This is a genomic window from Pigmentiphaga daeguensis, from assembly GCF_039523035.1.
Classification (GTDB): domain Bacteria; phylum Pseudomonadota; class Gammaproteobacteria; order Burkholderiales; family Burkholderiaceae_B; genus Pigmentiphaga; species Pigmentiphaga daeguensis.
Window position 1 is genome coordinate 1 of record NZ_BAAAEN010000030.1, and the last position, 24467, is coordinate 24467.

General features: G+C 69.2%; 21 protein-coding genes and 1 pseudogene. 11 read left to right on the forward strand and 11 right to left on the reverse strand.

Annotation, left to right across the window (positions count from 1 at the left end; genetic code table 11):
* Positions 1-128: pseudogene (locus ABD104_RS26060) on the forward strand (S-(hydroxymethyl)glutathione dehydrogenase); the annotation flags it as partial.
* Here the strand turns inward: ABD104_RS26060 and ABD104_RS26065 are convergent.
* The 4 genes from ABD104_RS26065 to ABD104_RS26080 form a co-directional block, all read right to left on the reverse strand.
* The gene (locus tag ABD104_RS26065) at positions 125-1285 is read right to left on the reverse strand and encodes an alpha-hydroxy acid oxidase (RefSeq protein ID WP_087839753.1); all 1161 of its coding nucleotides are present in this window, start codon (positions 1283-1285) and stop codon (positions 125-127) included. The pseudogene ABD104_RS26060 and the gene ABD104_RS26065 sit on opposite strands and share 4 nt — an antisense overlap.
* Positions 1282-2253 carry a Bug family tripartite tricarboxylate transporter substrate binding protein gene (locus ABD104_RS26070; protein ID WP_343928476.1) on the reverse strand — a complete coding sequence of 324 codons (972 nt, stop codon included), beginning with the start codon at positions 2251-2253 and terminating at the stop codon, positions 1282-1284. The genes ABD104_RS26065 and ABD104_RS26070 overlap by 4 nt, the downstream gene beginning before the upstream one ends.
* 43 nt (positions 2254-2296) lie before the next feature.
* The gene (locus tag ABD104_RS26075) at positions 2297-3451 is read right to left on the reverse strand and encodes a mandelate racemase/muconate lactonizing enzyme family protein (protein WP_343928477.1); all 1155 of its coding nucleotides are present in this window, start codon (positions 3449-3451) and stop codon (positions 2297-2299) included.
* Between the two features lie 139 nt (positions 3452-3590).
* Positions 3591-4598 carry a LysR family transcriptional regulator gene (locus ABD104_RS26080; protein WP_087839755.1) on the reverse strand — a complete coding sequence of 336 codons (1008 nt, stop codon included), beginning with the start codon at positions 4596-4598 and terminating at the stop codon, positions 3591-3593.
* Between the two features lie 149 nt (positions 4599-4747).
* On the opposite strand from ABD104_RS26080, the gene fghA reads away from it, so the two are divergent.
* A complete protein-coding gene (gene fghA, locus ABD104_RS26085) occupies positions 4748-5593 on the forward strand; it encodes an S-formylglutathione hydrolase (protein ID WP_087839756.1) in 846 nt (281 codons plus the stop codon).
* A gap of 36 nt (positions 5594-5629) precedes the next feature.
* Here the strand turns inward: fghA and ABD104_RS26090 are convergent, their stop codons facing one another.
* Positions 5630-6943: a sensor histidine kinase gene (locus ABD104_RS26090; protein WP_087839757.1), complete on the reverse strand. Its 1314-nt coding sequence runs from the start codon at positions 6941-6943 to the stop codon at positions 5630-5632.
* Entirely contained in the window at positions 6943-7641 is a 699-nt protein-coding gene (locus ABD104_RS26095; protein ID WP_338616131.1) for a response regulator transcription factor, read from the reverse strand. The genes ABD104_RS26090 and ABD104_RS26095 overlap by 1 nt, the downstream gene beginning before the upstream one ends.
* Before the next feature lie 96 nt (positions 7642-7737).
* Between ABD104_RS26095 and ggt the strand changes: the two genes are divergently transcribed.
* The 4 genes from ggt (at position 7738) to ABD104_RS26115 (ending at position 14079) form a co-directional block, all read left to right on the forward strand.
* Positions 7738-9510 (forward strand): gamma-glutamyltransferase, encoded by a 1773-nt coding sequence (gene ggt / locus ABD104_RS26100; protein WP_087839759.1) that lies wholly within the window; start codon positions 7738-7740, stop codon positions 9508-9510.
* A gap of 235 nt (positions 9511-9745) precedes the next feature.
* Positions 9746-11290 carry a glucan biosynthesis protein G gene (locus ABD104_RS26105; RefSeq protein WP_087839760.1) on the forward strand — a complete coding sequence of 515 codons (1545 nt, stop codon included), beginning with the start codon at positions 9746-9748 and terminating at the stop codon, positions 11288-11290.
* A gap of 4 nt (positions 11291-11294) precedes the next feature.
* Positions 11295-13598, forward strand: coding sequence for a glucans biosynthesis glucosyltransferase MdoH (gene mdoH, locus ABD104_RS26110; RefSeq protein ID WP_343928478.1), 2304 nt, complete (start codon positions 11295-11297; stop codon positions 13596-13598).
* Positions 13599-13620: 22 nt separating this feature from the next.
* On the forward strand, positions 13621-14079 hold the full coding sequence (locus ABD104_RS26115; protein ID WP_087839762.1) for a hypothetical protein: 459 nt from the start codon (positions 13621-13623) through the stop codon (positions 14077-14079).
* 27 nt (positions 14080-14106) lie between these two features.
* Here ABD104_RS26115 and ABD104_RS26120 read toward each other — a convergent pair whose 3' ends face one another.
* Positions 14107-15006, reverse strand: coding sequence for an AraC family transcriptional regulator (locus tag ABD104_RS26120; protein WP_343928479.1), 900 nt, complete (start codon positions 15004-15006; stop codon positions 14107-14109).
* A 192-nt stretch (positions 15007-15198) separates the two neighbouring features.
* On the opposite strand from ABD104_RS26120, the gene ABD104_RS26125 reads away from it, so the two are divergent.
* Positions 15199-15441: a hypothetical protein gene (locus tag ABD104_RS26125; protein ID WP_338616137.1), complete on the forward strand. Its 243-nt coding sequence runs from the start codon at positions 15199-15201 to the stop codon at positions 15439-15441.
* A gap of 23 nt (positions 15442-15464) precedes the next feature.
* Positions 15465-15887, forward strand: coding sequence for a DUF7957 family protein (locus ABD104_RS26130; protein ID WP_343928480.1), 423 nt, complete (start codon positions 15465-15467; stop codon positions 15885-15887).
* 31 nt (positions 15888-15918) lie between these two features.
* On the opposite strand, the gene ABD104_RS26135 is transcribed toward ABD104_RS26130, so the two are convergent.
* From ABD104_RS26135 to ABD104_RS26145, 3 genes are read right to left on the reverse strand one after another with little or no spacing between them, the layout of a single operon-like run.
* Complete coding sequence (locus tag ABD104_RS26135) at positions 15919-16230, reverse strand: AtuA-related protein (protein WP_087839766.1); 312 nt, start codon at positions 16228-16230, stop codon at positions 15919-15921.
* Between the two features lie 25 nt (positions 16231-16255).
* Positions 16256-17602 carry an acyclic terpene utilization AtuA family protein gene (locus ABD104_RS26140; RefSeq protein ID WP_343928481.1) on the reverse strand — a complete coding sequence of 449 codons (1347 nt, stop codon included), beginning with the start codon at positions 17600-17602 and terminating at the stop codon, positions 16256-16258.
* A 4-nt stretch (positions 17603-17606) separates the two neighbouring features.
* The gene (locus tag ABD104_RS26145; protein WP_087839768.1) at positions 17607-18569 is read right to left on the reverse strand and encodes a Bug family tripartite tricarboxylate transporter substrate binding protein; all 963 of its coding nucleotides are present in this window, start codon (positions 18567-18569) and stop codon (positions 17607-17609) included.
* Between the two features lie 102 nt (positions 18570-18671).
* Here ABD104_RS26145 and ABD104_RS26150 point away from each other — a divergent pair, with 102 nt between their 5' ends.
* On the forward strand, positions 18672-19562 hold the full coding sequence (locus ABD104_RS26150) for a LysR family transcriptional regulator (protein WP_087839769.1): 891 nt from the start codon (positions 18672-18674) through the stop codon (positions 19560-19562).
* A 7-nt stretch (positions 19563-19569) separates the two neighbouring features.
* On the opposite strand, the gene ABD104_RS26155 is transcribed toward ABD104_RS26150, so the two are convergent.
* Positions 19570-20772, reverse strand: a complete 1203-nt coding sequence (locus ABD104_RS26155) for a multidrug effflux MFS transporter (protein WP_343928482.1) — start codon at positions 20770-20772, stop codon at positions 19570-19572.
* 247 nt (positions 20773-21019) lie between these two features.
* On the opposite strand from ABD104_RS26155, the gene ABD104_RS26160 reads away from it, so the two are divergent.
* Both ABD104_RS26160 and ABD104_RS26165 read left to right on the forward strand, forming a co-directional pair.
* Positions 21020-23392: a membrane-bound PQQ-dependent dehydrogenase, glucose/quinate/shikimate family gene (locus tag ABD104_RS26160; protein ID WP_343928483.1), complete on the forward strand. Its 2373-nt coding sequence runs from the start codon at positions 21020-21022 to the stop codon at positions 23390-23392.
* A gap of 94 nt (positions 23393-23486) precedes the next feature.
* Entirely contained in the window at positions 23487-24419 is a 933-nt protein-coding gene (locus ABD104_RS26165; RefSeq protein ID WP_132980634.1) for a LysR family transcriptional regulator, read from the forward strand.
* Positions 24420-24467: the final 48 nt, after the last annotated feature.

The following is a 24467-nucleotide window of genomic DNA, read 5'->3' on the forward strand; positions in this document are numbered from 1 at the left end:
ACTGGTACATGGACGGCAAGATCAAGATCGACGAGCTCATCACCCACACCCTGCCCCTCGAACGCATCAACGAGGGATTCGACCTCATGAAGAGCGGGCAGTCGATACGCTCGGTCGTGCTGTACTAGAGCCGCGATGCCGGGGGCGCCGCCAGCCACGGCGTCCCCAGGCTGCCCACGTCATCGCATCCAAGCAGCGCCAGGACACGGTCGATGTCCTGGCGGACCAGGTCCAGCGCGGCCGCCACGCCCGCTTCTCCGGCCGCGGCCAGCCCGTACATGGGCAGGCGTCCCATCAGCACGCCACGCGCGCCCGAGGCCAGCGCCTTGACCACGTCGCCCCCACGGCGGATGCCGCCGTCCAGCAGCACGGGCCGATCGCCCGCGGCTTGCGCCACCGCGGGCAGCGCCTCCAGGCTGGCCGGCGCGCCATCGAGCTGGCGTCCGCCGTGGTTGGACACGATCATGCCGTCGACTCCCTCGGCGCAGGCACGGCGCGCGTCATCGGCGTGCAGAATGCCCTTGAGCCACAACGCGTGCGGCCAACGCCTGCGCAGCCGGCGCAAGGCCTCCCAGTCGAAGCCCGCGTCCATGCGCCGCTGCAGCAGCGCTGCCTGCGCCTGGGCGTTTCCCGCCGCGGCCGAGGCCAGGTTGGCCAGTTGCGGCACGCCATACCGCGCGACCTGCATCAGCCAACGGGGATGCGTCGCCACGTCCCATAACGTACGCGCCCGCCACCGCATGGGCAGGGAAAAACCATGACGCAGGTCGCGTTCGCGCCGGCCGCTGACCGGCACGTCGGTGGTCAGCACCAGATGCCGGTACCCCGCGGCCAGCGCCCGCTCGACCAGGCTGTCGGCCAGACCGCGTTCGATCACGTACAACTGGAACCACGGGTTGCCGCCCGCCCGCGCGACCGCTTCCAGGGTGCTGCAGGATGCCGTCGACAGCACGTACGGCACGCCGGCGCGCGCGGCGGCCCGGGCGGCCGCGACGTCGCCATCGGGCCAGAACAGCCCGGCCAGGCCGATGGGGGCAATGCCGACCGGCGACGACCACGTCTGGTCCAGGATCCGCACGGACTGGCTCCGCTCGCCGACGTCCCGCAAGGCCCTGGGCAACAGGAACACGGACTCGAAGGCCCGGCGGTTCGCACGCAGGGTCAGTTCCTCTTCGGCGCCACCATCCAGGTAGTCGAACACCATGCGCGGCAACCGGCGCCGGGCCAGGTGCCGCAGATCGCCGGCGTTCAAGGCGCGGGCCAGCGCCCGCACGGCCGTGCTCATTCGCCCGGCTTGAATTCGATGCGCCGGCCGACGTCGGACCAGTGGCGCAATTCGCTGGCGACGAAGGCGGGAAAATCCCTGGCGCCAGGGCCGTCCACGGTAGCACCGTAGTCTTTCCACAAGGCCTGGATCCTGTCCGTAGCCAAGGCCTGCGAAATCAGTCCACGCATGCGCTCGACCACCTCGGGGGCTACTTTGGGGCCGAAGATGCCGTACCAGGTCGTCACGGAAAGATCCGGCACGCCGGCCTCGGCCAGCGTGGGAACCGACGGCAGCGCGGGAGAACGCTGGGCCGACGTGACCGCCAGCGCGCGCAGGGCGCCGCCGTGGATCTGGGTCAATGCGGTGGGCATGGTCTCGAACATCAGGTCGATCTGGCCGCCCAGCAGGTCGGTCAGCGCCGGCGCGCTGCCCCGGTAGTGCACGGCCTGCATCTTGGCGCCGGTCAGCAGCTTGAAGTGCTCGGTGGACAGGTGATGCAGCCCGCCCTTGCCCCCGGTGCCGTAGTTCAATCCCTGTTCGGAATTCCGACCGGCGCGGATCAGATCGGCCAGCGTCTTGAACGGCGACTCGTTGCGCACCAGCACCACGTTGGGCACGGTGGCGATCAACCCGATGGGCGCGAGATCGGTGGCCGTGTCGTAGGGCATCTTGGGATACGCGATGGGCAGGATCACGTGGTGGATGGCGCCGAAAAGGAAGGTGTGTCCGTCGGGCACGGCCTTGGCCACATTGTTCGCGCCTATCATGCCGGCCGCGCCGCCGACGTTCTCGACGATGAAGCGGCCGCCGGAGATTTCCGACATGGCCTGAGCCAGCGGCCGCGCCAGCGTGTCCAGCGAGCCGCCGGCGCTGGCCGGCACCACGAGACGTACCGGCTTGGCGCCGGGCCAGGCACCCGCGGCGCCGGACAGCGCGGGCATGAGCAGAACCGCCAGGGCCAGCAGGCGGCGAAAGGCAATGCGCATGAGTGTCTCCTCTTGTTCTGGATCGGATGGTGCCGCGCTGGCGCTACCCCTTGCCCTTGCCCGCCGAACCGGGCAGCTTGGCGATCTCGGCGATGGCTTCGTGGTCGGGCTCGAACCCCAGGCCAGGCCCGTGGGGCAGCTCCAGCCATCCGTCGCGCGGCTCGGGAATGTTGCGATAGAGCTTCTTCATCATGTCGACGGCCACGAGGTGCCACTCGACCCGCCCGCCGTGCGCCAGGCCGGCGTGCAGGTGCATGTTGTGCAGCGGGAACGCGCCGCCGTTGGCCACCGGCACGTTGTACGCCTCGGCCATGCCCGCGATCTTGGCCGCCTGGGTATAGCCGCCGCTGATGACGACGTTGGGCTGGGCGTAGTCCACCGCCCCGGCCGCGAGCATGTCGCGGAAGCGGTAGGCCAGCCCCTCGTTCTGGCCGGCCGCCACCGCGATGCCGGTGCGGCGGCGCAGGTCGGCCATCAACCGCACGTCGTTCTGGGTCACGGGTTCTTCGAAGAAGGCGATGCCGCAGTCGCGCACGGACAGCGCGAGCTTCTCGGCATGGAAGCCATCCAGGCTGCAGTTGGCGTCGATGTAGATCGAGGGCCCGGCCCCCACGGCCTCCCGTACGGCCGCAACGCGGCGCGCGTCCTCGCGGATGACCTCGTCCAGCGGCCGGGGTTCGTCGCGCCGCTGCAGCGCGCCGTGTCCCACCACCATCTTCAGGTGCGAGAAGCCATCGGCCACACAGGCGCGCGCCGCCTCCGCCAGCGCGTCACGGTCCAGGAAGTTGAAACCGAAGGTCGTGTAGACCGGCACGCGCGATCGGGCGCCTCCCAGCAGCTTCCAGACTGGCAGTCCCAGCGCCTTGCCCTTGATGTCCCACAAGGCCACGTCCAGCGCCGCCACGGCGTGCATGCCATAGCCGGTCTGCCCGCGCGGACACAGCAGCCAGTACAACTTGTTCCAGGCCGCCTCGTGGTTCATCGGATCCAGGCCCACGAGCGCCGGCCCGGCCACCGCGTTGATGATGTGGGCCGCCACCTCCTCTTCCGTGATCGCGGTCAGGCCATGGCCGACGAGCCCATCGTCGGTCTCCACCTCGACATGGCAGGCCGACAGCGAGGTCGAACGGCGCACGCCTCCGGCCGCATAGTCCAGGGGCACGTTCAGAGGCGTGGCATGTACGCGAGCGATCTTCACCGGCATATCCTTGTGTCATGGCATGGTTGCGGCCGCGCACACGCGGCGCGACCCCAGGCATGCTGACAAAGGGCGGCGGCTCCCGCCATTGCTATTTTTTTCACGCAGGTTTCGCGTTTCGCGCATGCCTCCCGCGGACTCAGGCTGGCAACGGCTCCCGCTGCGCCGACTCGGCCAGGAACTCCGCCACCGACAGCGCCGCCGAGGAGATGTCCGGCGCGTGCCGATGGCACAGCACGAACTGACGCCGGGCCCAGGGCTCGGCGATCTCGACCTGGCGAAAAGCCTTGCTGACCGCCAGCCACCGGGCCACGCCCTGCGGCACCAGTCCCACGCCAAGCTCGGCCTGGATCATGGCCAGCATAGTGTCGAAGCTGCGGGCTCGCACTCGCACATTGAGCTTGCCGTCGCGGCTGGCCGCCAGCCGCACCAGCAGCATGGACAGCGCCGAGTCCTCGTTCAGCCCCACGAGGTCGCAGAGGAGGATGTCGTCGAAGCCTACCTGCCGGCGGCGCGCGAGCGGATGGCCGCGATGCGTGACCAGCACCAGCCGGTCCTCGCGATAGGGGCGAGTGCGCATGGTCGCCGGGGGCGCGCTGACGCCGGCCTCGTAGATGCCGACCTCGGCCGTTCCCTGCACCAGGGCCTTGATCACGCCGTAGCTGGTGCCCTCCTGCGTCTCGATGTCGATGTCCGGGAACGCCTCCTGATGGGCCCGGATATCCGCCGGCAGGAACTGCAACGCCGCCGACGTACAGGCCGCCACGCGCGCCAGGCCCTTGTGGCCTTGCGCATGGGCCACCGCGTCGTTGTGCATGCGCTCGACCGACTGCATCAGCGCGCGGGCGTGGGCAAGCAGGCCCCTGCCCGCGTCGGTGGGCACCATGCCGTGGGGCCGCCGTTGGAACAAGGCCACGCCGAACTGCGCCTCCAGTTCCGCGATGCGGCGCGAGGCGGCGGTCACGGCCAGGCACTGCCGCCCGGCGGCGCGCGAGATGCTGCCGTGCTCGACCGTGGCGATGAAAAGGCGGATGGACGTCAGATCGAAGCGAATGCGGTCCAGGGCGAGGCGCCGGAGCGCGCCGGGCTCGTCCTTCGCGATGTACCGCGCGGCGGACCCGGGCGGGGTGTGCGGAGCTTTGCTCATGGCTGGCTTGTCGATGGGCGGCGATTCCTGTTAGCCTCGCGTGCCGGGACGCGAGCCGCCGGCTCCTGCGAGCCGGGCCCTCAAGCGTACCCGAAAGACTCACCGCCCCCGCCGCCGGCCATTGCGCCGGGCGGCCGCAAGGACCCCACATGCCCGAACTGATCAGCCTGCACCAGTGCTTCGGCGGCCAGCAGCGCTTCTACCGCCACGACTCGTCCACCATCGGCCTGCCGATGCGCTTCTCGGTCTTCCTGCCCACGCATGCCGAAGCGGGGCCCGTGCCGGTGCTGTTCTACCTGGCCGGCCTGACCTGCACCGAGGAAACCTTCATGATCAAGGCCGGCGCGCAGCGGTTCGCGCAGCAGCACGGCATCATGCTGGTGACGCCGGACACCAGCCCGCGTGGCGCGGGCCTGCCGGGCGAGACCGACAGCTGGGATTTCGGCGCCGGCGCCGGTTTCTACCTGGACGCGACCCAGGCGCCCTGGAATCGCCATTACCGGATGTACAGCTACATCGTGGACGAGTTGTTCGGGCTGGTGACGTCCGAACTGCCGGGCGATCCGGCGCGCGCCGGCATCTTCGGCCACTCCATGGGCGGCCACGGCGCGCTGGTGCTGGCCCTGCGCAATCCCGGCAAGTTCCGCTCGGTATCGGCATTCGCTCCCATCGCCCATCCGGTCGACTGCCCGTGGGGCCACAAGGCCTTCGGCAACTATCTCGGCCCCGACCGCGAGACCTGGAAGCAATACGACGCCACCGAATTGATGCGTGCCGCGCGGCAACCTTTCCCGGGAGGCATCCTGGTCGACCAGGGGCTGGCGGACCAGTTCCTGGAATCGCAGTTGCGGCCCGAGGCTTTCGAAGCCGCCTGCCAGGAGGCAGGCCAGCCGCTGGAGCTGCGCCGCCACGCGGGGTACGACCACGGCTATTACTTCATCTCGACATTCATGGAGGACCACATGGCCTTCCATGCCAGGGCCCTGGGCGCCTGAGCGCCCGGCCGTCCGGCATGGACGGCCGCCCCGTCCTCAGGACGCGGCCAGGGTGGCCCCTTCCCCGAAGCACAGCAGGAAACGGGTACCCCGGTGCAGTTCGTCGGTGCTGGACGTCACGGTCAGCCGCCATCCCTGGATGTCGCACACCCGCTTGGCAATCGCCAGGCCGAGGCCGCGCTGGACGCCGGCCGCGTCCGCGACGGGCATCTGGCTGTCGCGCAGGCGGCCACTGTAGTAGCGCTCGAAGACGAATGGCAGGTCGCTGGCGGGAATGCCGGGGCCGTTGTCCGCGAGGGCCAGGCATTCGCCGGTCCAGCTCGCGGTCAGCGTGGCGGGCGCCGCGTGGTCGATGGCATTGCGCACGAGATTGCGCAGCACGATCAGGAGCCCGTAGCGATCCAGCCTGGGCACGGCGGTCTCGGGAACGTCGTTGGCCAGGACCAGTCCCGCGCGGTGGGCGCGTTCGGCCAGGCCGCTCCAGGCGTCGTCCAGGCAGGCCCTGAGCGAGACCTCGGTGCGCGGTCCGGCCTGGGCGCTGCTGATGGCGCGTGCCGTCTCCAGCGTCGACGCGATCTCGTCCACGGCATTCACGATGCGCGTCAGGCGCAGGCCCGCCTGCGCCGACGGCTCGGCTTCCAGCGCGATCAATTCGGCGTCGGTCCGGATGCTGGTCAGCGGCGTGCGGATCTCGTGGCTGAGGTTGGCCGAGAACTCGCGCTCCTGGGCAATGGACTGGTCCACCTTGTCCTGCATGCGATTGAAGGCTTCGATCAGGCGGCCCGCCTCGTCGCTGCGCACGACTTTCATGCCGGGGCTGCCTGGCGCCCACGACTCGATGCGGTCGGTCACCTCGACCATCGAGCCGACCACCCGGCCGGCCAGCGCCCGGGCGGTCCAGTATCCCAGCAGCGTGCAGGCCAGCCAGAGCCCCAGCAGGATGGCGCCGAACTCGTAGACGCGGTGCTCGTTGTCGGTCGCGTCGTAGCGCAGGTACACCCGCCCTTTCGTCGAATCCGCCACCGCCACGTGCCAGACCTGGCCCTCGGTGTTGAGCTGGTACTGGCCCGGGCCCAGCCGGGCCAGCACGCGCGGCACGTCGCCGTTCGTTCCTACCCAGGCGTGCAGGCTGGGGCCGAGCAGGATGTCGCTCCCGGTCCACACCATTTCGCCGGCCTCGAGGCGATGCACGAGACGCTCGGCCTCGGTCATCACGATCTGGTCGACGATGCGGTCTTCCTGCTGGTCCAGCACCAGATAGGCAACGACGGCCTGCACGCCCACGAACAGGGCGATGGCGAGCGTCAGCGCCCAGATGACCCGCTGCTTGAGCGTGGCGGGGCCGGCCATCAGTCGTGCCCCGGCCCGCCGGACAGGCGGTACCCCACGCCGTGCACCGTCTCCAGTCCGTCGAAGCCCGCTTCCGACAAGGCCTTGCGCAACAGGTGGATCTGGCTGCGCAAGGCGTCCTTTTCCGGCACGTCGCTGCCCCACAGGGCGCTTTCCAGGTCGGCGCGCGACACCACCCGGCCGGGGTCGCGAATCAGCACCTCGACGATGCGGCTCGCCTTGGGCGTCAGCCGCACCGGCCGCTCCGCCACGCGCACTTCGCGGGTACGGGCGTCGTAGGACAGCGCGCCGAAGCGGCGCACCGGATTGGCGACCTGGCCCGAGGCGCGGTTGAGCAAGGCCCGCACGCGCGCCTCGACCTCGGCCAGCGCATAGGGCTTGGTGACGTAGTCGTCGGCGCCATGGGAGAACGCGTCGAGCTTCTGCTGCAGCTCGTCGCGCGCCGTCAGCAGCAGCACGGGAGTGGCCTGGTGCAGTTCGGCGCGCAAGCGGTGCAGCACCGTCACCCCGTCCAGTCCCGGCAGGCCGATGTCGAGCAGGACGGCATCGAAGGCATCGGCCCCGAGCCGGTACAGCGCCGATGGGCCGTCGTAGGCGACGTCGACGACGTAGCCCTTGGCCTCGAAATAGGCGCACAGGTTGGCCGAGATCGTCATGTCGTCTTCGACGATGAGCACGCGGGGATGGGGCGTCGTCATGGAAACCGGGGAAGCGCGGGTTTCCAAGTGTAAGCCGCTTTGCCCCGGCCGATGGTAAGGTCGCGGCAAAGCCGCCATCGCAAGGAAGCTTCATCCATGACATCGCTCGTCCGCGCATCGCGCCTGCTCTGGCTGGCCTGCGCCGCGTTCGCCACGGCGGCGCAGGCCGCCGCGCCCGATCCGGGCATCGACGCCAATCCCGAGGCGCAGACCGCCTACCTGCCCAAGCAGGCCGTCATGGGCCGGCGGTTCATGGCGGTCACTGCCCACCCGCTCGCCACCCAGGCCGCCTACCGCGTGCTCGAGCGAGGCGGCAGCGCGGTCGATGCCGCCATCGCCGCGCAGATGATGCTGGGCCTGGTCGAGCCGCAGTCCTCGGGACTGGGAGGCGGCGCCTTCCTGGTCCACTACGACGCCCGCCTGGGCCGGGTCACGGTCTTCGACGGCCGCGAGACGGCACCGGCCGGGGCCACCGCCGACCGCTTCATGCAAGGCGCCCGGCCCATGCGCTTCGCCTTTGCTGTCGACAGCGGCAAGTCGGTCGGCGTGCCCGGCCTGCTGCGCGCGCTGGAACTGGCGCATCGCCGGCATGGCAAGCTGCCCTGGCAGTCGCTGTTCGACGACGCGATCGACCGCGCGCGGCGAGGATTCCCGGTTTCGCAGCGCCTGGCCGCGCTGCTGCGGGACAACGACCGGCTGGCCGTCCAGTCCGCCGCGCGCGCCTATTTCTTCCATGCGGACGGCTCGGCCCTGCGCGAAGGGGAGCAATTGCGCAATCCCGCGCTTGCCCGCACGATGACGCGCATCGCCCGCGAAGGCGCCGACGCCTTCTACCGCGGACCGCTGGCCCGCGCCATGGTCGAGGCGGTGCGCGCCCACGAACGGCCAGGGGACCTGTCCATCTCGGACCTGGCGCGCTACGAGGCGCGCGAGCGCGAGGCGCTGTGCCGCCCCTACCGCCTCTACGTGATCTGCGGCGCGCCGCCGCCGGGCTCAGGCGGACTGGCCGTGCTGCAGATGCTGGCCGTGCTGGAGGCCACGCCCATCGCGCGGGCCCAACCCGAGTCGCTGGCCGCGGTGCATTATTTTTCCGAAGCGGGGCGGCTGGCCTATGCCGATCGCGACCGCTACGTGGCCGATCCCGATTTCGTGGACGTGCCGGTAGCCGCCCTGCTGGACCCAGCGTACCTGGCCCGGCGCGCGGCGCTGATCTCGGCCGACCGCTCGATGGGCCGGGCCGAGCCGGGCGAACCCGTGCACGGCGCGCTCGCCCGCCATGGCGCCGACGACACGCCCGCGCTGCCCTCGACCACCCACCTGTCCATCGTGGACGCCCAGGGCAACGCCGTCGCCATGACGTCCACGATCGAGCAGGCCTTCGGCAGCAAGATCCTGGTGGGCGGCTTCCTGCTCAACAACGAATTGACGGACTTCGCGCTGTCGCCGCGCGACGATCGCGGCGTGCCGGTGGCGAACCGGGTCGAGCCCGGCAAGCGCCCGCGCAGCACCATGGCGCCCACCATCGTCCTGCGCGCCGGCGGCGAAACCCCGCGGCTGCGGCTGGTGGTGGGCTCGCCCGGCGGCAGCGCCATCGCCAACTACGTGGCCCAGGCGCTGCTGGCCAACCTGACCTGGGGCCTGGACATCCAGAGCGCCATCGACCTGCCCCACTACGGCAGCCGCAACCACGCCACGGAACTGGAAAGAGACCCCAGGCTGGAAAGCCTGGCTCCCGCCCTGCGCGCCATGGGGCACCCGGTGTCGGTCTCGTCCATGCCCAGCGGGCTGCACGGCATCGAGGTCCTGAGCAACGGACTGCTCAGGGCCGGCGCCGATCCGCGGCGCGAAGGCACCGCATCGGGACGCTAGGCGCTCGCCCCAAACCCGGGCACGCGGGGAACCAATTTGGTGAAAATGGCGTCCATTCTGGTCCGGTTGGCGCCGCATGGCTACATCCAGTAGTACATGTATGCCGCCGGAGCCCCCTAGGGGCGGCCATAGCCTCTAGAATCTCCGTTTCAGCATTCCAGGCCACGCCGGACGTCCAAGATCCGTGACTGACTCCTCCCTTTCTTCCCCAAGGGTGCGCTCGTTTGCCGCCCGCATGCTTCTCCCGGCCCTGGCATTGTCGGCCGGCCTCCTGGCCGCCGCTCCCGCCAGCGCTTTCGATTTCTTCGATGTCGCCCGCCGCGCCAAGGAACTCGCCGGCGAAAAATACAAGGCGCCCACGAGCCAGCTTCCCAAGGAACTGCGCGACCTCAAGTACGCCGAATACCAGCAGATCCAGCCCAAGCGCGACAAGTATCTGTGGGCCGACGGCCGCACCGCGTTCCAGATCGCCTTCCATCACCAGGGCATGGCCTTCGACCTGCCGGTCAAGATCAACGAGATCGATGCCGAAGGCGTCCGCGAGATCAAATACGATCCCGCCGACTTCGATTTCGGCCCCCGCCAGGTCGATGCCAAGCTGCTGCGCGGCCTGGGTTTCGCCGGCTTCCGCGTCCTCTATCCGCTGAACGATCCCGCCAAGCGCGACGATGAACTCGCGTCCTTCCTGGGCGCCAGCTACTTCCGCGTGGTCGGCAAGGGCCAGGTCTATGGCGTATCGGCCCGCGGCCTGGCCATCGACACCGCCGTGCCCTCGGGCGAGGAATTCCCCCGCTTCCGGGAATTCTGGATCGCGCGGCCCGCCAACAGCGACAAGCACATCGTGATCTACGCGCTGCTGGACTCGCCCCGTGCCACCGGCGCCTACCGGTTCACCATCACCCCGGGCGAGGACAGCCTGGTCGAGGTCCGTTCGCGCGTCTACCTGCGCGCCCCGGTCGCCAAGCTGGGCATCGCCAGCATGGCCAGCATGTATCTATATGGCGCGGCGCAGCCTTCCGGCACCGCCAACTACCGGCCGGAACTGCACGACTCCGACGGCCTGGCCTTCCACGCCGGCAACGGCGAATGGCTCTGGCGCCCGCTGAACAATCCCCGCCGCCTGGCCAACAGTTCGTTCATGGTCGAGAATCCGCGCGGCTTCGGCTTGCAGCAGCGGGCGCGGGATTTCCGCCAGTACGAGGACCTGGACGACCGCTACGACCTGCGTCCCACGCTCTGGGTCGAGCCCGCGGGCAACTGGGGCAAGGGCCGGGTGGAACTGGTCGAGATTCCGACCGCGGACGAAACCAACGACAACATCGTCGCGTTCTGGGTGCCCGAGCACCAGCCCAAGCCCGGCACGGCGCTGGAAATGAACTACACCCTGCGCTGGACACGCAACGAGGCGGGGCTGCAGGACCCCAAGCTGGCCCGCGTGCTGCAGACCCGGCGCTCGGTGGGCGAGACGCGCGGCACCGACCTGATCCGCCGACCCGACGGCAGCACCGCGTTCCTGATCGACTTCTCGGCCCCGGCTCCGGCCAAGCCCAAGGATCCTCCGCTGCCTGTTTCCCTGAACTTCTCCACCGGCGGCAATGCCGACGTGCTCGAGAACAGCCTGCGCCGCAATCCGGTCACCGGCGGCTGGCGCGTCACGCTGAGGATCAAGGTCAAGGATCCGACCAAGCCGGTGGAGATGCGCGCGGGCCTGGTCAACGGGCAGAACGCCGTTTCCGAGACCTGGAGCTACCAGTTGCCAGGCTATGAAACGGGTGAGTGATTCCATGTCCGCAGCGATCGACGAAGACGCCCTGCGCGCGGGCGAGGCCGATGCCCAGGAGCGCACCCTGCTCGAGGCCTACGGCCCCGAACTGGACGAATACGGTGTCGTCCGCCGCGACGAAGCCGGACGCGTGTGCGTACAGACCGCGCCAGCCATCAAACGCTCGTCCATGGTGCCCGAACCCTGGGTCACCAATCCCTTCGTGCGCGGCTGGCGCCGCGTGCAGGGCCGGATGCACAAGACGCGCGCCGAGCGGCTCGCCCGCCCGCCCGAGCCGCGCTGGAAGATCGCCGGCAGGCTGCGCCGGCTGACCCTGCTGGTGGCCGTGGTGGCGCAGACCGCCGTTGCCACCTGGTACATGAAGGCGGTCCTGCCCTACCAGGGCGGGCAGATCCTGGAAGTCGCGATCCTGCTGCTGTTCGCGCTGCTGTTCTGCTGGGTCTCGGCCGGTTTCTGGACCGCGCTGATGGGTTTCCTCCAGTTGCTGATGGGACGCGACCGCTACAGCATCTCGGCCACCGTGGCCGAAGGCGTGCCCATATCCGCCGGCACCCGTACCGCCCTGGTCATGCCCATCTGCAACGAAGACGTGGGCCGGGTATTCGCGGGGCTGCGCGCGACCTACGAATCAGTCGCGCGGGCCGGCGTCCTGGACAAGTTCGACTTCTTCATCCTGAGCGACAGCTACAAGCCGGACAACTGCGTGCAGGAACAGCGCGCCTGGGTCGAGCTGTGCAAGACGGTCGAGGGTTTCGGCCGTATCCATTACCGGCGGCGCCGGCGGCGCGTCAAGCGCAAGAGCGGCAACATCGACGATTTCTGCCGGCGCTGGGGCGGCGAGTACGACTACATGGTGGTACTGGACGCCGACAGCGTGATGAGCGGCGAATGCCTCAAGCGCCTGGTCGTGCTGATGGACGCCAATCCCGAGGCCGGCATCATCCAGAGCGCCCCGCGCGCCTCGGGCATGGACAGCCTGTACGCGCGCGTGCAGCAGTTCGCCACCCGGGTCTACGGTCCGCTCTTCACGGCCGGCCTGCATTTCTGGCAGCTGGGCGAGTCCCACTACTGGGGCCACAACGCCATCATCCGCCTGGAGCCCTTCATCCAGCACTGTGCGCTGGCGCCGCTGCCCGGCAAGGGCAGCTTCGCCGGCGCCATCCTGTCGCACGACTTCGTCGAGGCCGCGCTGATGCGGCGCGCCGGCTGGGGCGTCTGGATCGCCTACGACCTGCCTGGCAGCTACGAGGAACTGCCGCCCAACCTGCTGGATGAACTGCAGCGCGACCAGCGCTGGTGCCAGGGCAACCTGATGAACTTCCGGCTGTTCCTGATCAAGGGCCTGCACCCCGTACACCGCGCCGTATTCCTGACCGGCGTCATGTCCTACCTGTCGGCGCCGCTGTGGTTCCTGTTCCTGGCGCTGTCCACCGCGCTGCTGGCGGTCCACACGCTGACCGAGCCGCAGTATTTCGTCACGCCGCACCAGTTGTTCCCGATCTGGCCGCAGTGGCATCCGGAGGAGGCCATCGCGCTGTTCTCGACCACGGCGGTGCTGCTCTTCCTGCCCAAGATACTGAGCGTGCTGCTGGTCTGGGTGAAAGGCGCGCAGGGCTACGCGGGTTCGGGCAAGCTTTTGTGGTCCATGCTGCTGGAGGTCTTGTTCTCCATGCTGCTGGCGCCGATCCGCATGCTGTTCCATACCCGCTTCGTGGTGGCGGCGTTCCTGGGCTGGAAGGTGCAATGGAAATCGCCGGCCCGCGCCAACAACGAGACGCCCTGGCGCGAAGCCTTCCGGCGCCACGGCCTGCAGACGCTGCTGGGCGTGTGCTGGGGCCTGCTGGTCGCCTGGCTGAATCCGAACTTCCTGTGGTGGATGATCCCCATCCTGGCTTCGCTGCTGCTGGCCATCCCGCTGTCGGTGATGTCCAGCCGCGTCAGCCTGGGGCAAGGCGCCTTCGAAGACGGGTTGTTCTGCATACCCGAGGAAACGTCTCCGCCGCGCGAGCTCCATGACACCGCGCGCTACAACGAGGAAAACCAGGCCCGTCCCGCGCCCGGATTCATGGATGCGCTGACGGACCCCGCCGCCAACGCGCTGGCGCGCGCCTTCGCCACCGGCCGCCACCTGCCCGGCCACCCGCTGATCGAGGCGGCGCGCGCGCGGCTGGTCGACGAGGTACTGGAAAAGCATCCCGAACACCTGCCGGATCCCACGCGCATGCGATTGCTGGACGACCCCGAAGTCCTGGCCCGCGTGCACCGGGCGCTGGCCCGGCCGGCGGCCCAGGTCCGCGCGGCCTGACCCCCTTTCCCAGGACGCTGCCATGCAAGACGGAAAACGAAAGACGACGACGCGGCGACTGCTGGGCGCCTGCCTGGCGGCCCTCGTGGCCCTTGGCGGAGCCAGCGCCGCGATGGCACAGACCGCGGCCGACATGGACGCGCGGCTCGATACGCTATTCGGCGAACATGCGCCCTATCGCGGGTTCTTCGACAAGCTGAAACAAGCCGTCGCAACCGGGGACAAGGCGGCGGTCGCCGCGATGGTCGACTATCCTTTCCGGACCCGCGTGGAAGGCAAGGCCGTGACGATACGCGATGCGGGCCACTTCATCGCAGACTACGACAGCATCGTCACGCCCAAGGTCAAGGATGCCGTCTCGCGGCAGGCCTACCCTGAGCTCTTCGCCAACTGGCAGGGCATCTCCATCGGCTCGGGCGAAATCTGGTTCGGCGGCGTCGGCAAGCGCAACGACGTGAAGATCACGGCCATCAATCACTGAGGCACAGGGGCCGGCCCGATCCCGCGCCTACTCGCCGCCGGCTTCGCCCGGCCCCGGCAGGCCTTTCCGCCCACGGGCTTCGCGCCTGAGTTCCTTCGGCGTCGCGGCCCGCAGCCTGCGCATGACCGCCGTCATGTGGCTGTGGCTGGAAAACCCGGCGGACCGGGCGATCTCCGCCAGCGGCAGCGACGTCGTGGTGACCAGGCGCTCGGCCCGCTCCAGCCGGAGGCGCAGGAGATATTGGTGCGGCGGCTGGCCGGTCATCTGCCGGAAAGCCCGCAGGAAATGGCTGGGGGACAGGCCCGCCACCCGGGCCAGCACTTCGACGGACATGTCTTCCGCCACGTGAGCCTGGATATGGTCATGTACCCTGCGCCAGGCGGCTGGGGCCATGCCGCCCGCCGGCCTGGCCCGGCCGCGCCCGGCCAGCGATGAATGATGCCTCAGCAGGGACGTCGCGAACAGCGTGGACAGGGCATCCAGGCAGAGCGGATTGGATGCTTCGCCGCGCTCCAGTTCCGCCTTGAGCATCTTCGCCAGCGGCATCATCCTCGCATCCACGGTGCCCAGGGGCGGCGGATGCAGCTCGAAATCGGTCCGGCCAAACTCGAGGCCCGCCAACCGCGCAAGATGCCTGGGCTCCAGGGCGACCAGCAGGTTTTCCTTGTCGACCAGCCACCGCGCGGAAAAGTCCGAGCCGGTCGGAATGATTTCCAGCGCTCCCGCAGGAGCAAGGCCGGCGACTCGGCGATCACTGTTGAGCGAGACCTGGCGCCCCGGCTGCGGGGTGAACAGGACCAGCGCCATGTGCGACAGCGGGCGCAGGAAGATCTCGTTCGGGCCGACGCGGGTACGGGTAGCTGCGACCCCGCCCGATTCGTACTTCGGCCCCCAATGATCCGGAATGTCGCCAAGCAAGACCGCCATCTCCCACCCCTTGTCGCCGCCCCGCCGATCGCCCTGTCAAAAACTCATCATTCTCGTACATTCCGACTATTTTCCATCCCATTTTAACGAAGCATCAGGTAAGTGGTTGCTACCATTTCTGCCGATGGAGAAACGCGGTTCTCCAGGACATGCCGATATTCGTGGCGGCAACTAGAGAGAAAGAAAATGACGATGCGATTTCACACGGCTCGCAAGGCCGCCTGCTTGCTTGCCCTTGTCGCCCTGGGGGGATGCGCCGCCCTGGACAGGATGGAGCGCGAGAACTTCCAGCGCGCGTGCGACAACCTGGGCATCGCGCGCGGCACGCCGGCCTACGACCAGTGCATGCTGCAGCAGCAGGCGATGGAGAACGCGAACACCCAGAAAATGCTCGACCGACAGACGGAACGAGAGGCACTGAAGCACCGCCACTGACACCGACGGATCCGGGACCGGCCATGAGTGCGGCCTTGCGCTACGCTTATCGACGCAATGTCCTGACGCTCAAGGCCGCGGGCGAGGATATCGTCTTCCCCGGGCGCATCGTCCAGGTCGTCGCGTTCGAGCGGTCGCTGGCGGTGCTGGTCGAGCCCGACCGGCGGCACGGCGGCGAGAACGTGTATGGCATCGGACTCGACGGAACGATTCTGTGGCAGATCCCGCGGCTATCGTATCCGTCGCAGGCCGGCCCTTATGTCGGCATGGCACCGCGCGGCGATGACCTCGCGGCCTGGAACGCGCAGGGGACGACCCTGATCCTGCGGCCGGTCACCGGCAGGCTGCGGGACGTACAGGCATCCGCTCCGGCCGCTCCCGAGCGGCCGCGCCTGGCCGGCGCCGCGTTCGCGCGCGAGCGCGGCGCCGGCCGCAGGCTTTCCTGAACGCAGATGCGCCAGGCCGGACACGGCGTGATCAAACAGGCAGGTCGATGTCCAGCATCAGGTAGGACAGGGACTTGCCGTGCGCGTCGCGCGCCAGCGAGATCGTCACGCCGCCGCCCAGCGCCCCTTCGATGACGAAGTTCAGCGCGCGCAGGCGCGGCAGCTCGTAGCGCGTGACCGGCCCGCTGGCCAGGTGCGCATAGGCGCGCATGACGCGCTCCTCGGTCAGTTCCCGGCGCAGGATGTCCCAGGCTGCCTGGTCGTAGGCGATGACCGAGACGTTCGAGGTGTTTCCCTTGTCGCCGGCGCGCGAATGAGCCAGTTCGTGGACCTTGGTGCTCACGGGACGCTACTCCTGTTCTGTTCGTTCACGGCCGCTCCTCGATGACGACCTCGGGATGGACCAGATGGCGCGGCAGCAGCAGCGAACGCACGCCGATGACCTCGCGCAGCGCCTCCAGCGTCCCGCCGCCGCCCGCCGGACCGTTGACGTTGAGCGTGCGCATCTCGAACCCCACCGCCTGCGCGGCCTTCTTGTCCGGACTGCGCGCCGCCACGCGCAGCCGCACCTCGTAGGGCTCGGACCGTCCCGCACCCATGCCGTGCAGGCTGCTCATGCCTATGTAGTCCACCCGGATCTCCGGATACGAGAACCCCCGCAGCTTCAAGCGCTCGCGCACGATCTGCTCGGACAGACGGGCCCGGGCCACCGCGTTGGGGCCGGCATAGCCGACTTCGCCTTCGCCTATCCAGCCATCGTGGTAGCCCACCACGACCTTGTAGGTATCGGTGCGCGGGGCCGCGCGCGTGCCGCGAAAGCCCACGCGGTCGGGACCCAGTTGCTCGAACTCGGCCTCGGTGATGTCCAGCACGCAGTCCGGCGTGATGTAGCGCGCCGGATCGTGGATCTCGTACAGCGCCTGCTCGGTGCATGTCGCCACGTCGAGGCGGCCGCCCGAGCCGGCGACCTTGCCGAGCCGGACCGAGCCGTCGGCATCGACGTCGGCATAAGGAAAGCCGATGCGCGCCATGTCCGGCACGTCCTTCTTCCCCGGGTCGGCAAAACAGCCTCCGGTCAATTGCGCCGCGCACTCCAGCAAGTGGCCGGTGAAGGTGCCGGCCGCCAGGCGGGGATAGTCGTCGTAGGACCACCCCAGTCCATGCAGCATGCAGCCCACGAACATCGACGGATCGGCCACGCGCCCCGTCACCACGATCTGCGCGTCCCGGGCCAATGCCTCGCGGACGATGTCCGCGCCCAGGTAGGCGTTGGCCGCGGCCATGCGTGGCAGCAGCGACTCCACCGGCTCGCCGGTGTCGAGCAGCCGGAGCTCGGGATGCGCGCGCACGATCTCGGTCACGTCGTCGCCCACCACGGCTGCCACCACCGGCGGCGGCAGCCCCAGCGACAGCGCGTCGCGCCGGATGACGCGCGCCGCCCCCAGCGGATTGGCCGCGCCCATGTTGGTGACGATGCGGATGCCCGCCTGCATGCAAGCGGGCATCACCATGCGCAGGCGGTCCCGCATGTAGGGCGTGTAGCCGGTCTCGGGATCCTTGATCCGCGACAGCGTCTCGCGCGCGATGGTCCGTTCGGCCAGGCACTCGAAGACGAGGTAGTCCAGCTCGCCGCGCTCGGCCAGCTCCAGCGCCGGCTCGAACCGGTCGTCGGAAAATCCCGCACCGGCGCCGATGCGCACGCGCGTCTTGGTCATGGGGTCACTCCGGCTGTATGTTGGCCGCGCGGATGATGCGGGCCCATTTGTCCGACTCCGCCGCCTGGAAGGCGGCCAGCTCGGCCGGCGAGCTGGTGGAGACCTCGGTACCCGTCTTGGCCATCAACTGCGCCATCTCGGGAGAACGCACGGCGTCGATCAACAGCTTGTTGAGCGTGGCCGTGACTTCCCGGGACGCGCCGCGCGGCAGATAGGCGGCGGTCCAGTACGACATCTCGTAGCCCTTGAGGCCGGCCTCGTCCAGCGTCGGCACCTCGGGCAGCATGGACAGGCGAACCGGGCTGGTCGCGGCCAGGGCGCGCAGCTTGCCGCCCTGCACCAGCGTGATCGCCGAGGTCGTGTCGACGAACACCACGTCGATCTGCCCGCCCATGAGATCGTTCAGCGCCTGCGGATTGCTCTTGTAGGGCACGTGGGTCAGTTCGACGTTGGCCATCTGCTTGAACAATTCGCCCGCTACCTGGCTGGACGAACTGCCGCTGCCGAAGTTGAGCTTGCCTGGCTGCTTGCGCGCGAGCGCGATGAAGTCGGCCACGTTGCGCGCCGGGAAGTCGGCGCGCACCACCATGATCTGGTAGCCCTTGCGCAGCAGCGCGACCGGGGTGTAGTCCTTGACCGGGTCGTAGGGCAGGTGCTTGAACAGATGCTGGTTGGCCGCGTGCGTGGTATTGGTCGTCAGCAGCATGGTGTAGCCATCGGGCTGCGCCGTGGCGACCGCCTGGGCCGCGATGAAGCCATTGGCGCCGGGCTTGTTCTCCACCACGACGGTGACGTTGGCCGCCGCGGTCATGGCCTGGCCCAGCACCCTGGCCACCTGGTCGGTGCCGCTGCCGGCCGCGAACGGCACCACCATGCGTATCGGCTGCGAAGGATAGGACTGGGCCGAAGCAGGACCGGCCACCAGCAGGCATGCAAGCACGGCAAAGGGAATCAGGCGGGTGTTCATGGCGTCTCCGGGGTTTTTCGGGCCAGTGTAGGGAGGCGGCCATGATATGAGAAGTGCATTTATCATATTGATTTAATGCATTTTCATCATTGATCAGGCCGCATGCGATCGACCCTGACCGTGCATGAACTGGAAGCCTTCCTGGCCGTGGCCGAGCTGCGCAATTTCCGCCTGGCCGCCGAACGCGTCCATGTCTCCCAGCCGGCGCTGAGCCGGTCCGTCCAGTCCGCCGAACACAAGCTCGACGCCCGCCTGTTCGACCGCAACACGCGACGCGTGGAGCTGACCCGCGAGGGCGAGGAACTGCTGCCCATCGCCCGCCGTATCGTGGGCGAATTCCATGACTCGCTCAGTGACCTGTCCGAATTCGTGGCCGGGCGCCGGGGCCGCATCGCCATCGCCTGCCTGCCTTCCGCCGCCGCCGCGCTGCTGCCCCGGGCCATGTCGGTGTTCCAGGCGACGCATCCGCGCGTCACGATCGCGCTCGAACCCGTATCGGCGGAATTCGTGCGGACGCGGGTCCTGGACGGCAGCGCGGACTTCGCCATTTCGGTGGCGCCGCCGCGGCAGGACGGCCTGGCGTTCGAGCCGCTGATCAGCGACGAATTCGTCTGCGTGTGCAGCCGCGGCGATCCCCTGGCTTCACGCCGGCGGGTGTCGTGGTCGGTGCTGGCGGAAAGGCCGCTGGTCGCCAGCGGGCCGGCCAGCAGCATCCGCCAGATCGCCGACCGGGTCATGGCGCAATGCGGCCTGGCCGTCCAGGCGCGCTATGAATGCGCCAACATTTCGGTCGTGGGGGCGATGGTGGCGGCCGGGCTGGGAATCGCCGCCATTCCGCGGCTGGCGCTCCGGCTGATCGACATGTCGGCGCTGGCCGCCATCCCGCTGGCCAGCCCCGGCGTCTCGCGCGAGATGGGCATCCTGACGCGGAGCGGCCGGTCGCTGCCGGCCGCCGCGGGCAGCTTTCTGGAAGTACTGCGCCGGCAGGTCTGAATCCGGATCAGGCTGCGGCGGCCGGCGCGGCGGGGCTGGCCCGCGCCTGGCTACCCGCCTCCCAGAAACCCAGCCCCACCGCCAGCAGCAAGGCGTGGGTCCAGGCCAGGCCCGCCGCGCTGCCGAACACCATCGGCGCGACCAGCCCCGAGACCAGCGCGAACAGCGCCATCTGGATGAAGCCCTGCATCGAGGCCGCGAGCCCCCGCATCTCGGGGAAGATGCTGAGCGCGATCACCGTCATGCTGGGCGAGGCCAGCGACAGGCCGAAGGTATAGAACAGGAAGGGCAGCACGGCATACGGCACGGCAGCCGTGAACAGGCTCGTATAGATCACGGACAGCACGACGCCGAACCCCATGACCAGGAATCCCAGCCGGACCATGCGCTCGGCCGGGATGCGGTGCGCGTAGCGGCTCGCCATGGCCGAGCCCAGCATCAGGCCGCCGACCATGGGCACGAACAGCCAGCCGAACGCGGTCTCGGGCAGGTGCAGGATGTCCATGATGTAGGCCGCGGCCGAGCCCACGTACAAGGGCAGTCCACAGAACGCCAGGCCTATCCCCACGGACATCAGCACGAACCGGGGGCTGGTCACCGAGCGCCGGTAGTTGGCGGCGATGCTGCGCAGGTCGAACGGCGTGCGCCCGGCCGGCGGCAAGGTCTCGTGCAGCACCTGCCGGCTGACCACCCACAGGCCGGCGCCGAACAGGGCCAGCGCCCAGAACACCGAACGCCAGCCGAGCGTGGCCTGCAGCCAGCCGCCCAGGACCGGCGCCAGCGCGGGCGCCACGCCGAACACCATGGTGATCATGGCCATCATCCGCTGCGCCTCGCCGCCCTGGAACCTGTCCTGCACCATGGCGCGCGCGATGACCATGCCAGCGCCGGCGCACAGGCCCTGCAGCACCCGCACCGCGACCAGCATGCCTATGCTGGTGGACAGCGCGGCCAGGATCGAGGTCAGCGTGAACAGCACCAGCGACACCAGCATCACCGGGCGCCGGCCGAACGAATCCGACAAGGTGCCGTAGAACAGGGTCATGACGCTCATGCCGGCGATGTACAGGCTGAGGGTCTGCTGCACGGCCAGCGGCGACGCCTCGAAGGTGACGCCGATCGCGTGGAACGACGGCAAATAGGCATCGATGCCCAGCGGTCCGACCATGGTCAGCAGCGCCAGCACGATGGTCAGGGCATGTTTGGGCATGGGGGACCTATCGGAATGGCCGCCTATTCTACCTGTTTCACGCGGACCGATTAAGGGTTAACCCTTAAATTCCACGCATCACGGCAACTTTACGTCACACACCGTTACGCATCTAAGGGTTATGTTCTTACTACAGAACAACGACGCAGCCCGCCCCCGCGCCGCTGCGCAAGGCCCCCCTCGCCGGGCGGCGCCCGTGTCAAGCCCTCGCTTTGCGCTCGCGGAAGGCCCACTCTCGGAGAAATCCATGACCGATCCTTCCACCTATCCCGTCCATCGCCGGGGCCGCGTTCCGCTACTGATCTTCGGCATCGCGCTCGTCCTGATCGGCCTCGTGCTCGGCGTCGGCGGCGCGCGCCTCGTCTCGCTCGGCGGCTCCTGGTACTACCTCATCGCGGGCCTGGGGCTGGTCCTCTCCGGCCTGGGCTACGCGCGGGGTTCGCGCGCCGGGGCCTGGCTGTTCGCGCTGGTTTTCATCGGTACGCTGATCTGGTCCTTCTGGGAGGTCGGGCTCGACTTCTGGCAACTGGTGCCGCGGTTGATCGGCGTGATCGTGCTGGCGCTCGTGGCCGCGCTGCTGCACCCGCTGCTGCGTCCCGTGGGCGAGCCGGGCGGCAACAAGGGGGCCTACTCGCTGGCCATGCTGTGCGTGCTGGCGCTGGCCGGCTTCGGCTTCCTGATGTTCCAGCCCCACTTCCCCGTGAGCGCCACGGGCGACACGCCCAGCGCGGTGCCGGCCGCCGCCTCGGGCGGCGACTGGGACCACTACGGACGGGATGCGGCGGGTACCCGCTACGCCCCCTTCTCCCAGATCGACAAGAGCAATGTCGGGAACCTGCAGGTCGCCTGGACCTTCCGCACCGGCGAACCGGCGATCAACGGCGCCGAGGACCAGAACACGCCGCTCCAGGTGGGCGATACGGTGTACCTGTGCACGCCGCACAACCAGGTTTTCGCGCTGAACGCCGAGACCGGCGAGCAACGCTGGAAGTTCGATCCCAAGGCCAGCTCGCCGGTCTGGCAGCGTTGCCGCGGGGTGAGCTACTACGACGCCAGCGCCTCGATGACGGATGCCGCCGCCGACGCCAGTTGCCGCCAGCGCATCGTCCTCAGCACCATCGACGCCCGCCTGATCCAGCTCGACGCCAGGACCGGCAGGCCATGCGCGGCTTTCGGCAACCAGGGCACGGTGGACCTCAAGGCCGGCATGGGAGAGGTCAAGCCCGGCTACTACTTCCAGACCTCCGCGCCCACGGTCGCGCGCGACCTGATCATCATCGGCGGCTGGGTGTACGACAACCGCGCGGTGGACGAACCCTCGGGCGCGGTGCGCGCCTTCAGCGCGAAAAATGGCGAGCTCGTCTGGGCCTGGGACCTGGGCAACCCCGCCATCACCAAGCTGCCGCCCGACGGCGGCTCGTACACGCGTGGCACGCCCAATGTCTGGTCCACGCCCGCCTACGACGACAAGCTCGGCCTGCTGTACCTGCCTACCGGCAATTCGCCGCCGGACTTCTGGGGCGCCCACCGCAGCAAGGCGGCCGAGGAATACGCCTCGTCCGTCATCGCGCTGGACGTCGAGACCGGCCGCGAACGCTGGAAATTCCAGACCACCCACCACGACCTCTGGGACTATGACGTGGGCACGCCGCCGACGCTGTATGACCTGCCCGACGGCAAGGGCGGCACGGTCCCGGCGCTGATCCAGGCCACCAAGCGCGGCCAGATCTTCCTGCTGGACCGCCGCGACGGCACGCCGCTGGCCGACGTCAAGGAAGTGCCCGTGCCGCAGGGGGCGCAGGAAGGCGACTGGACCTCGCCCACGCAGCCCTACTCGGTCGGCATGCCCGGCATCGGGACCAAGCCCTTCACCGAAGCCAGCATGTGGGGCGCCACCTTCTTCGACCAGCTGTGGTGCCGCATCGAGTTCCGCAAGATGCGCTACGAAGGCGACTTCACCCCGCTGCGCGCCGACCGCCGCACGCTGATCTACCCGGGCTACTACGGCGGCATGAACTGGGGGGGCGTCTCGGTGGTGCCCGCGCTCGACTACCTGGTGATCAACGACATCCGCATGCCGCAGTGGGCCCGCCTGATCCCGCGCGACGAAACGCCGGACCCGACCAAGGCCGCCTCGGTCCACGAAGGCTATGCGCCGCAGGAGGGCACGCCGTACGGCATCTCGAAGAACGGCTTCATGTCGCCGCTGGGCGTGCCCTGCCACGCGCCGCCCTACGGCACCATGACCGCCATCGACCTGAAGACCCGCAAGACCGTCTGGCAGGCGCCGATGAGCACGCTGCAGGACACCGGCCCCCTGGGCATCAAGACCGGCCTGCAGATTCCCATCGGCATGCCCACGCTGGGCGGGCCGCTGACCACGGCATCGGGCCTGGTGTTCTACGCCGGCACGCAGGACTACTACCTGCGCGCCATCGACGTCCTGACCGGCAAGGAGTTGTGGAAGGGCCGGCTGCCGGTGGGCGCGCAGGCCACGCCCATGACCTACATGTCGCCCGAGAGCGGCCGGCAGTTCGTCGTGATCTCGGCCGGCGGCGCGCGGCAATCGCCGGACCGTGGGGATTACGTGATCGCTTACGCGCTGCCGAAGCAGCCGTAGCTGAGCTAGACTGCCGACGCAGGCCCGGCCCGCGCCGGGCCGGGGTTCCGCCACCGGCAGGACGCCGCGTGGCGGTCTTCGTCGATGCAGGCTCATGACTCCCTTTCACGGCAAACTCAAGATCCGGCACCTGGAAATCGTGCTGGCCATCGCCGATTCCGGCAATCTCTCCAAGGCGGCCCAGCAGTTGCACAGCACCCAGTCGGCGCTGTCGCGCGCGCTGGCCGAGATCGAGGAACTGCTGGGTGGCCGCCTGTACGAGCGCACCGGCAAGGGCATGGCCTGCACGCCGCTGGGCGAGGCCATGTGCCGCCACGGCCGCGTGTTGCTGGGCGACCTGCGCAAGGCCGAGATGGACCTGGCCGCCATCGGCCGGGGCGAACAGGGCAGCCTGGTGGTGGGCTGCTTCTCGCTGTTCTCGGGCTGGCCGCTGACCGACACGGCGCGCCGGTTCCGCGAACGGCACCCCGACATCGCGCTGACCATCACGACGGGCAACCACGACGACCTGCTGGCCGACCTCGACAGCGGCGCGCTGGACGTGTTCCTGAGCCGGGCGCGTCCGACCATGAATCCGGACATCTACCGCGCCGACCCCATCATCACCGATCCGGTGGCGCTGACCTGCGCGCCGCACCATCCGCTGGCCACCGGCCACGCCACGCTGGCCGATTGCGTGGCCTACCCGTGGATCACCGCCCTGCCCGGCAGCCGGATCCAGCGCGAGCTGGAAAGCAACCTGTCGCAGGCGGGACTGGCGCTACCGGCGACCATAGGCGCACTGTCGCTGGAGTTCGGCCGCGACTTCATCCGCGATGCCCGCCATCTCTGGATGCTGCCGGGCTGCGTCGCCGCCGCCATGCAGGCCCGCGGCGAAGTGCACGTGCTGCCGGTGGAGCTGGGCCTGTTGCCCGCTCCCATGGCGGCGATCTGGCGACGGGACCGGCCCGGCAGCCGCCACATGCGCGCCTTCGCCGACGCGCTGGCCGAGGTCGTGGAGCAAGCCGGCCTGCCCTACGGCCCCTGAGGCCGGGACGCCTTGCGCTTTTCGCATGGATTCGTCCGAATCCCGCAT

Excerpts from the sequence above, each read along its gene's own strand:
- fghA (WP_087839756.1), top strand. The coding sequence starts at position 4,748 with ATGCCCGAACTGATCAGCCTGCACCAGTGCTTCGGCGGCCAGCAGCGC.
- ABD104_RS26070 (WP_343928476.1), bottom strand. The coding sequence starts at position 2,253 with ATGCGCATTGCCTTTCGCCGCCTGCTGGCCCTGGCGGTTCTGCTCATG.
- ABD104_RS26160 (WP_343928483.1), top strand. The coding sequence starts at position 21,020 with ATGACCGATCCTTCCACCTATCCCGTCCATCGCCGGGGCCGCGTTCCG.
- ABD104_RS26145 (WP_087839768.1), bottom strand. The coding sequence starts at position 18,569 with ATGAACACCCGCCTGATTCCCTTTGCCGTGCTTGCATGCCTGCTGGTG.
- ABD104_RS26150 (WP_087839769.1), top strand. The coding sequence starts at position 18,672 with ATGCGATCGACCCTGACCGTGCATGAACTGGAAGCCTTCCTGGCCGTG.
- ABD104_RS26105 (WP_087839760.1), top strand. The coding sequence starts at position 9,746 with ATGCTTCTCCCGGCCCTGGCATTGTCGGCCGGCCTCCTGGCCGCCGCT.
- mdoH (WP_343928478.1), top strand. The coding sequence starts at position 11,295 with ATGTCCGCAGCGATCGACGAAGACGCCCTGCGCGCGGGCGAGGCCGAT.
- ABD104_RS26125 (WP_338616137.1), top strand. The coding sequence starts at position 15,199 with ATGCGATTTCACACGGCTCGCAAGGCCGCCTGCTTGCTTGCCCTTGTC.
- ABD104_RS26090 (WP_087839757.1), bottom strand. The coding sequence starts at position 6,943 with ATGGCCGGCCCCGCCACGCTCAAGCAGCGGGTCATCTGGGCGCTGACG.
- ABD104_RS26155 (WP_343928482.1), bottom strand. The coding sequence starts at position 20,772 with ATGCCCAAACATGCCCTGACCATCGTGCTGGCGCTGCTGACCATGGTC.
- ABD104_RS26065 (WP_087839753.1), bottom strand. The coding sequence starts at position 1,285 with ATGAGCACGGCCGTGCGGGCGCTGGCCCGCGCCTTGAACGCCGGCGAT.
- ABD104_RS26120 (WP_343928479.1), bottom strand. The coding sequence starts at position 15,006 with ATGGCGGTCTTGCTTGGCGACATTCCGGATCATTGGGGGCCGAAGTAC.
- ABD104_RS26140 (WP_343928481.1), bottom strand. The coding sequence starts at position 17,602 with ATGACCAAGACGCGCGTGCGCATCGGCGCCGGTGCGGGATTTTCCGAC.
- ABD104_RS26080 (WP_087839755.1), bottom strand. The coding sequence starts at position 4,598 with ATGAGCAAAGCTCCGCACACCCCGCCCGGGTCCGCCGCGCGGTACATC.
- ABD104_RS26130 (WP_343928480.1), top strand. The coding sequence starts at position 15,465 with ATGAGTGCGGCCTTGCGCTACGCTTATCGACGCAATGTCCTGACGCTC.
- ABD104_RS26165 (WP_132980634.1), top strand. The coding sequence starts at position 23,487 with ATGACTCCCTTTCACGGCAAACTCAAGATCCGGCACCTGGAAATCGTG.
- ABD104_RS26095 (WP_338616131.1), bottom strand. The coding sequence starts at position 7,641 with ATGACGACGCCCCATCCCCGCGTGCTCATCGTCGAAGACGACATGACG.
- ggt (WP_087839759.1), top strand. The coding sequence starts at position 7,738 with ATGACATCGCTCGTCCGCGCATCGCGCCTGCTCTGGCTGGCCTGCGCC.
- ABD104_RS26115 (WP_087839762.1), top strand. The coding sequence starts at position 13,621 with ATGCAAGACGGAAAACGAAAGACGACGACGCGGCGACTGCTGGGCGCC.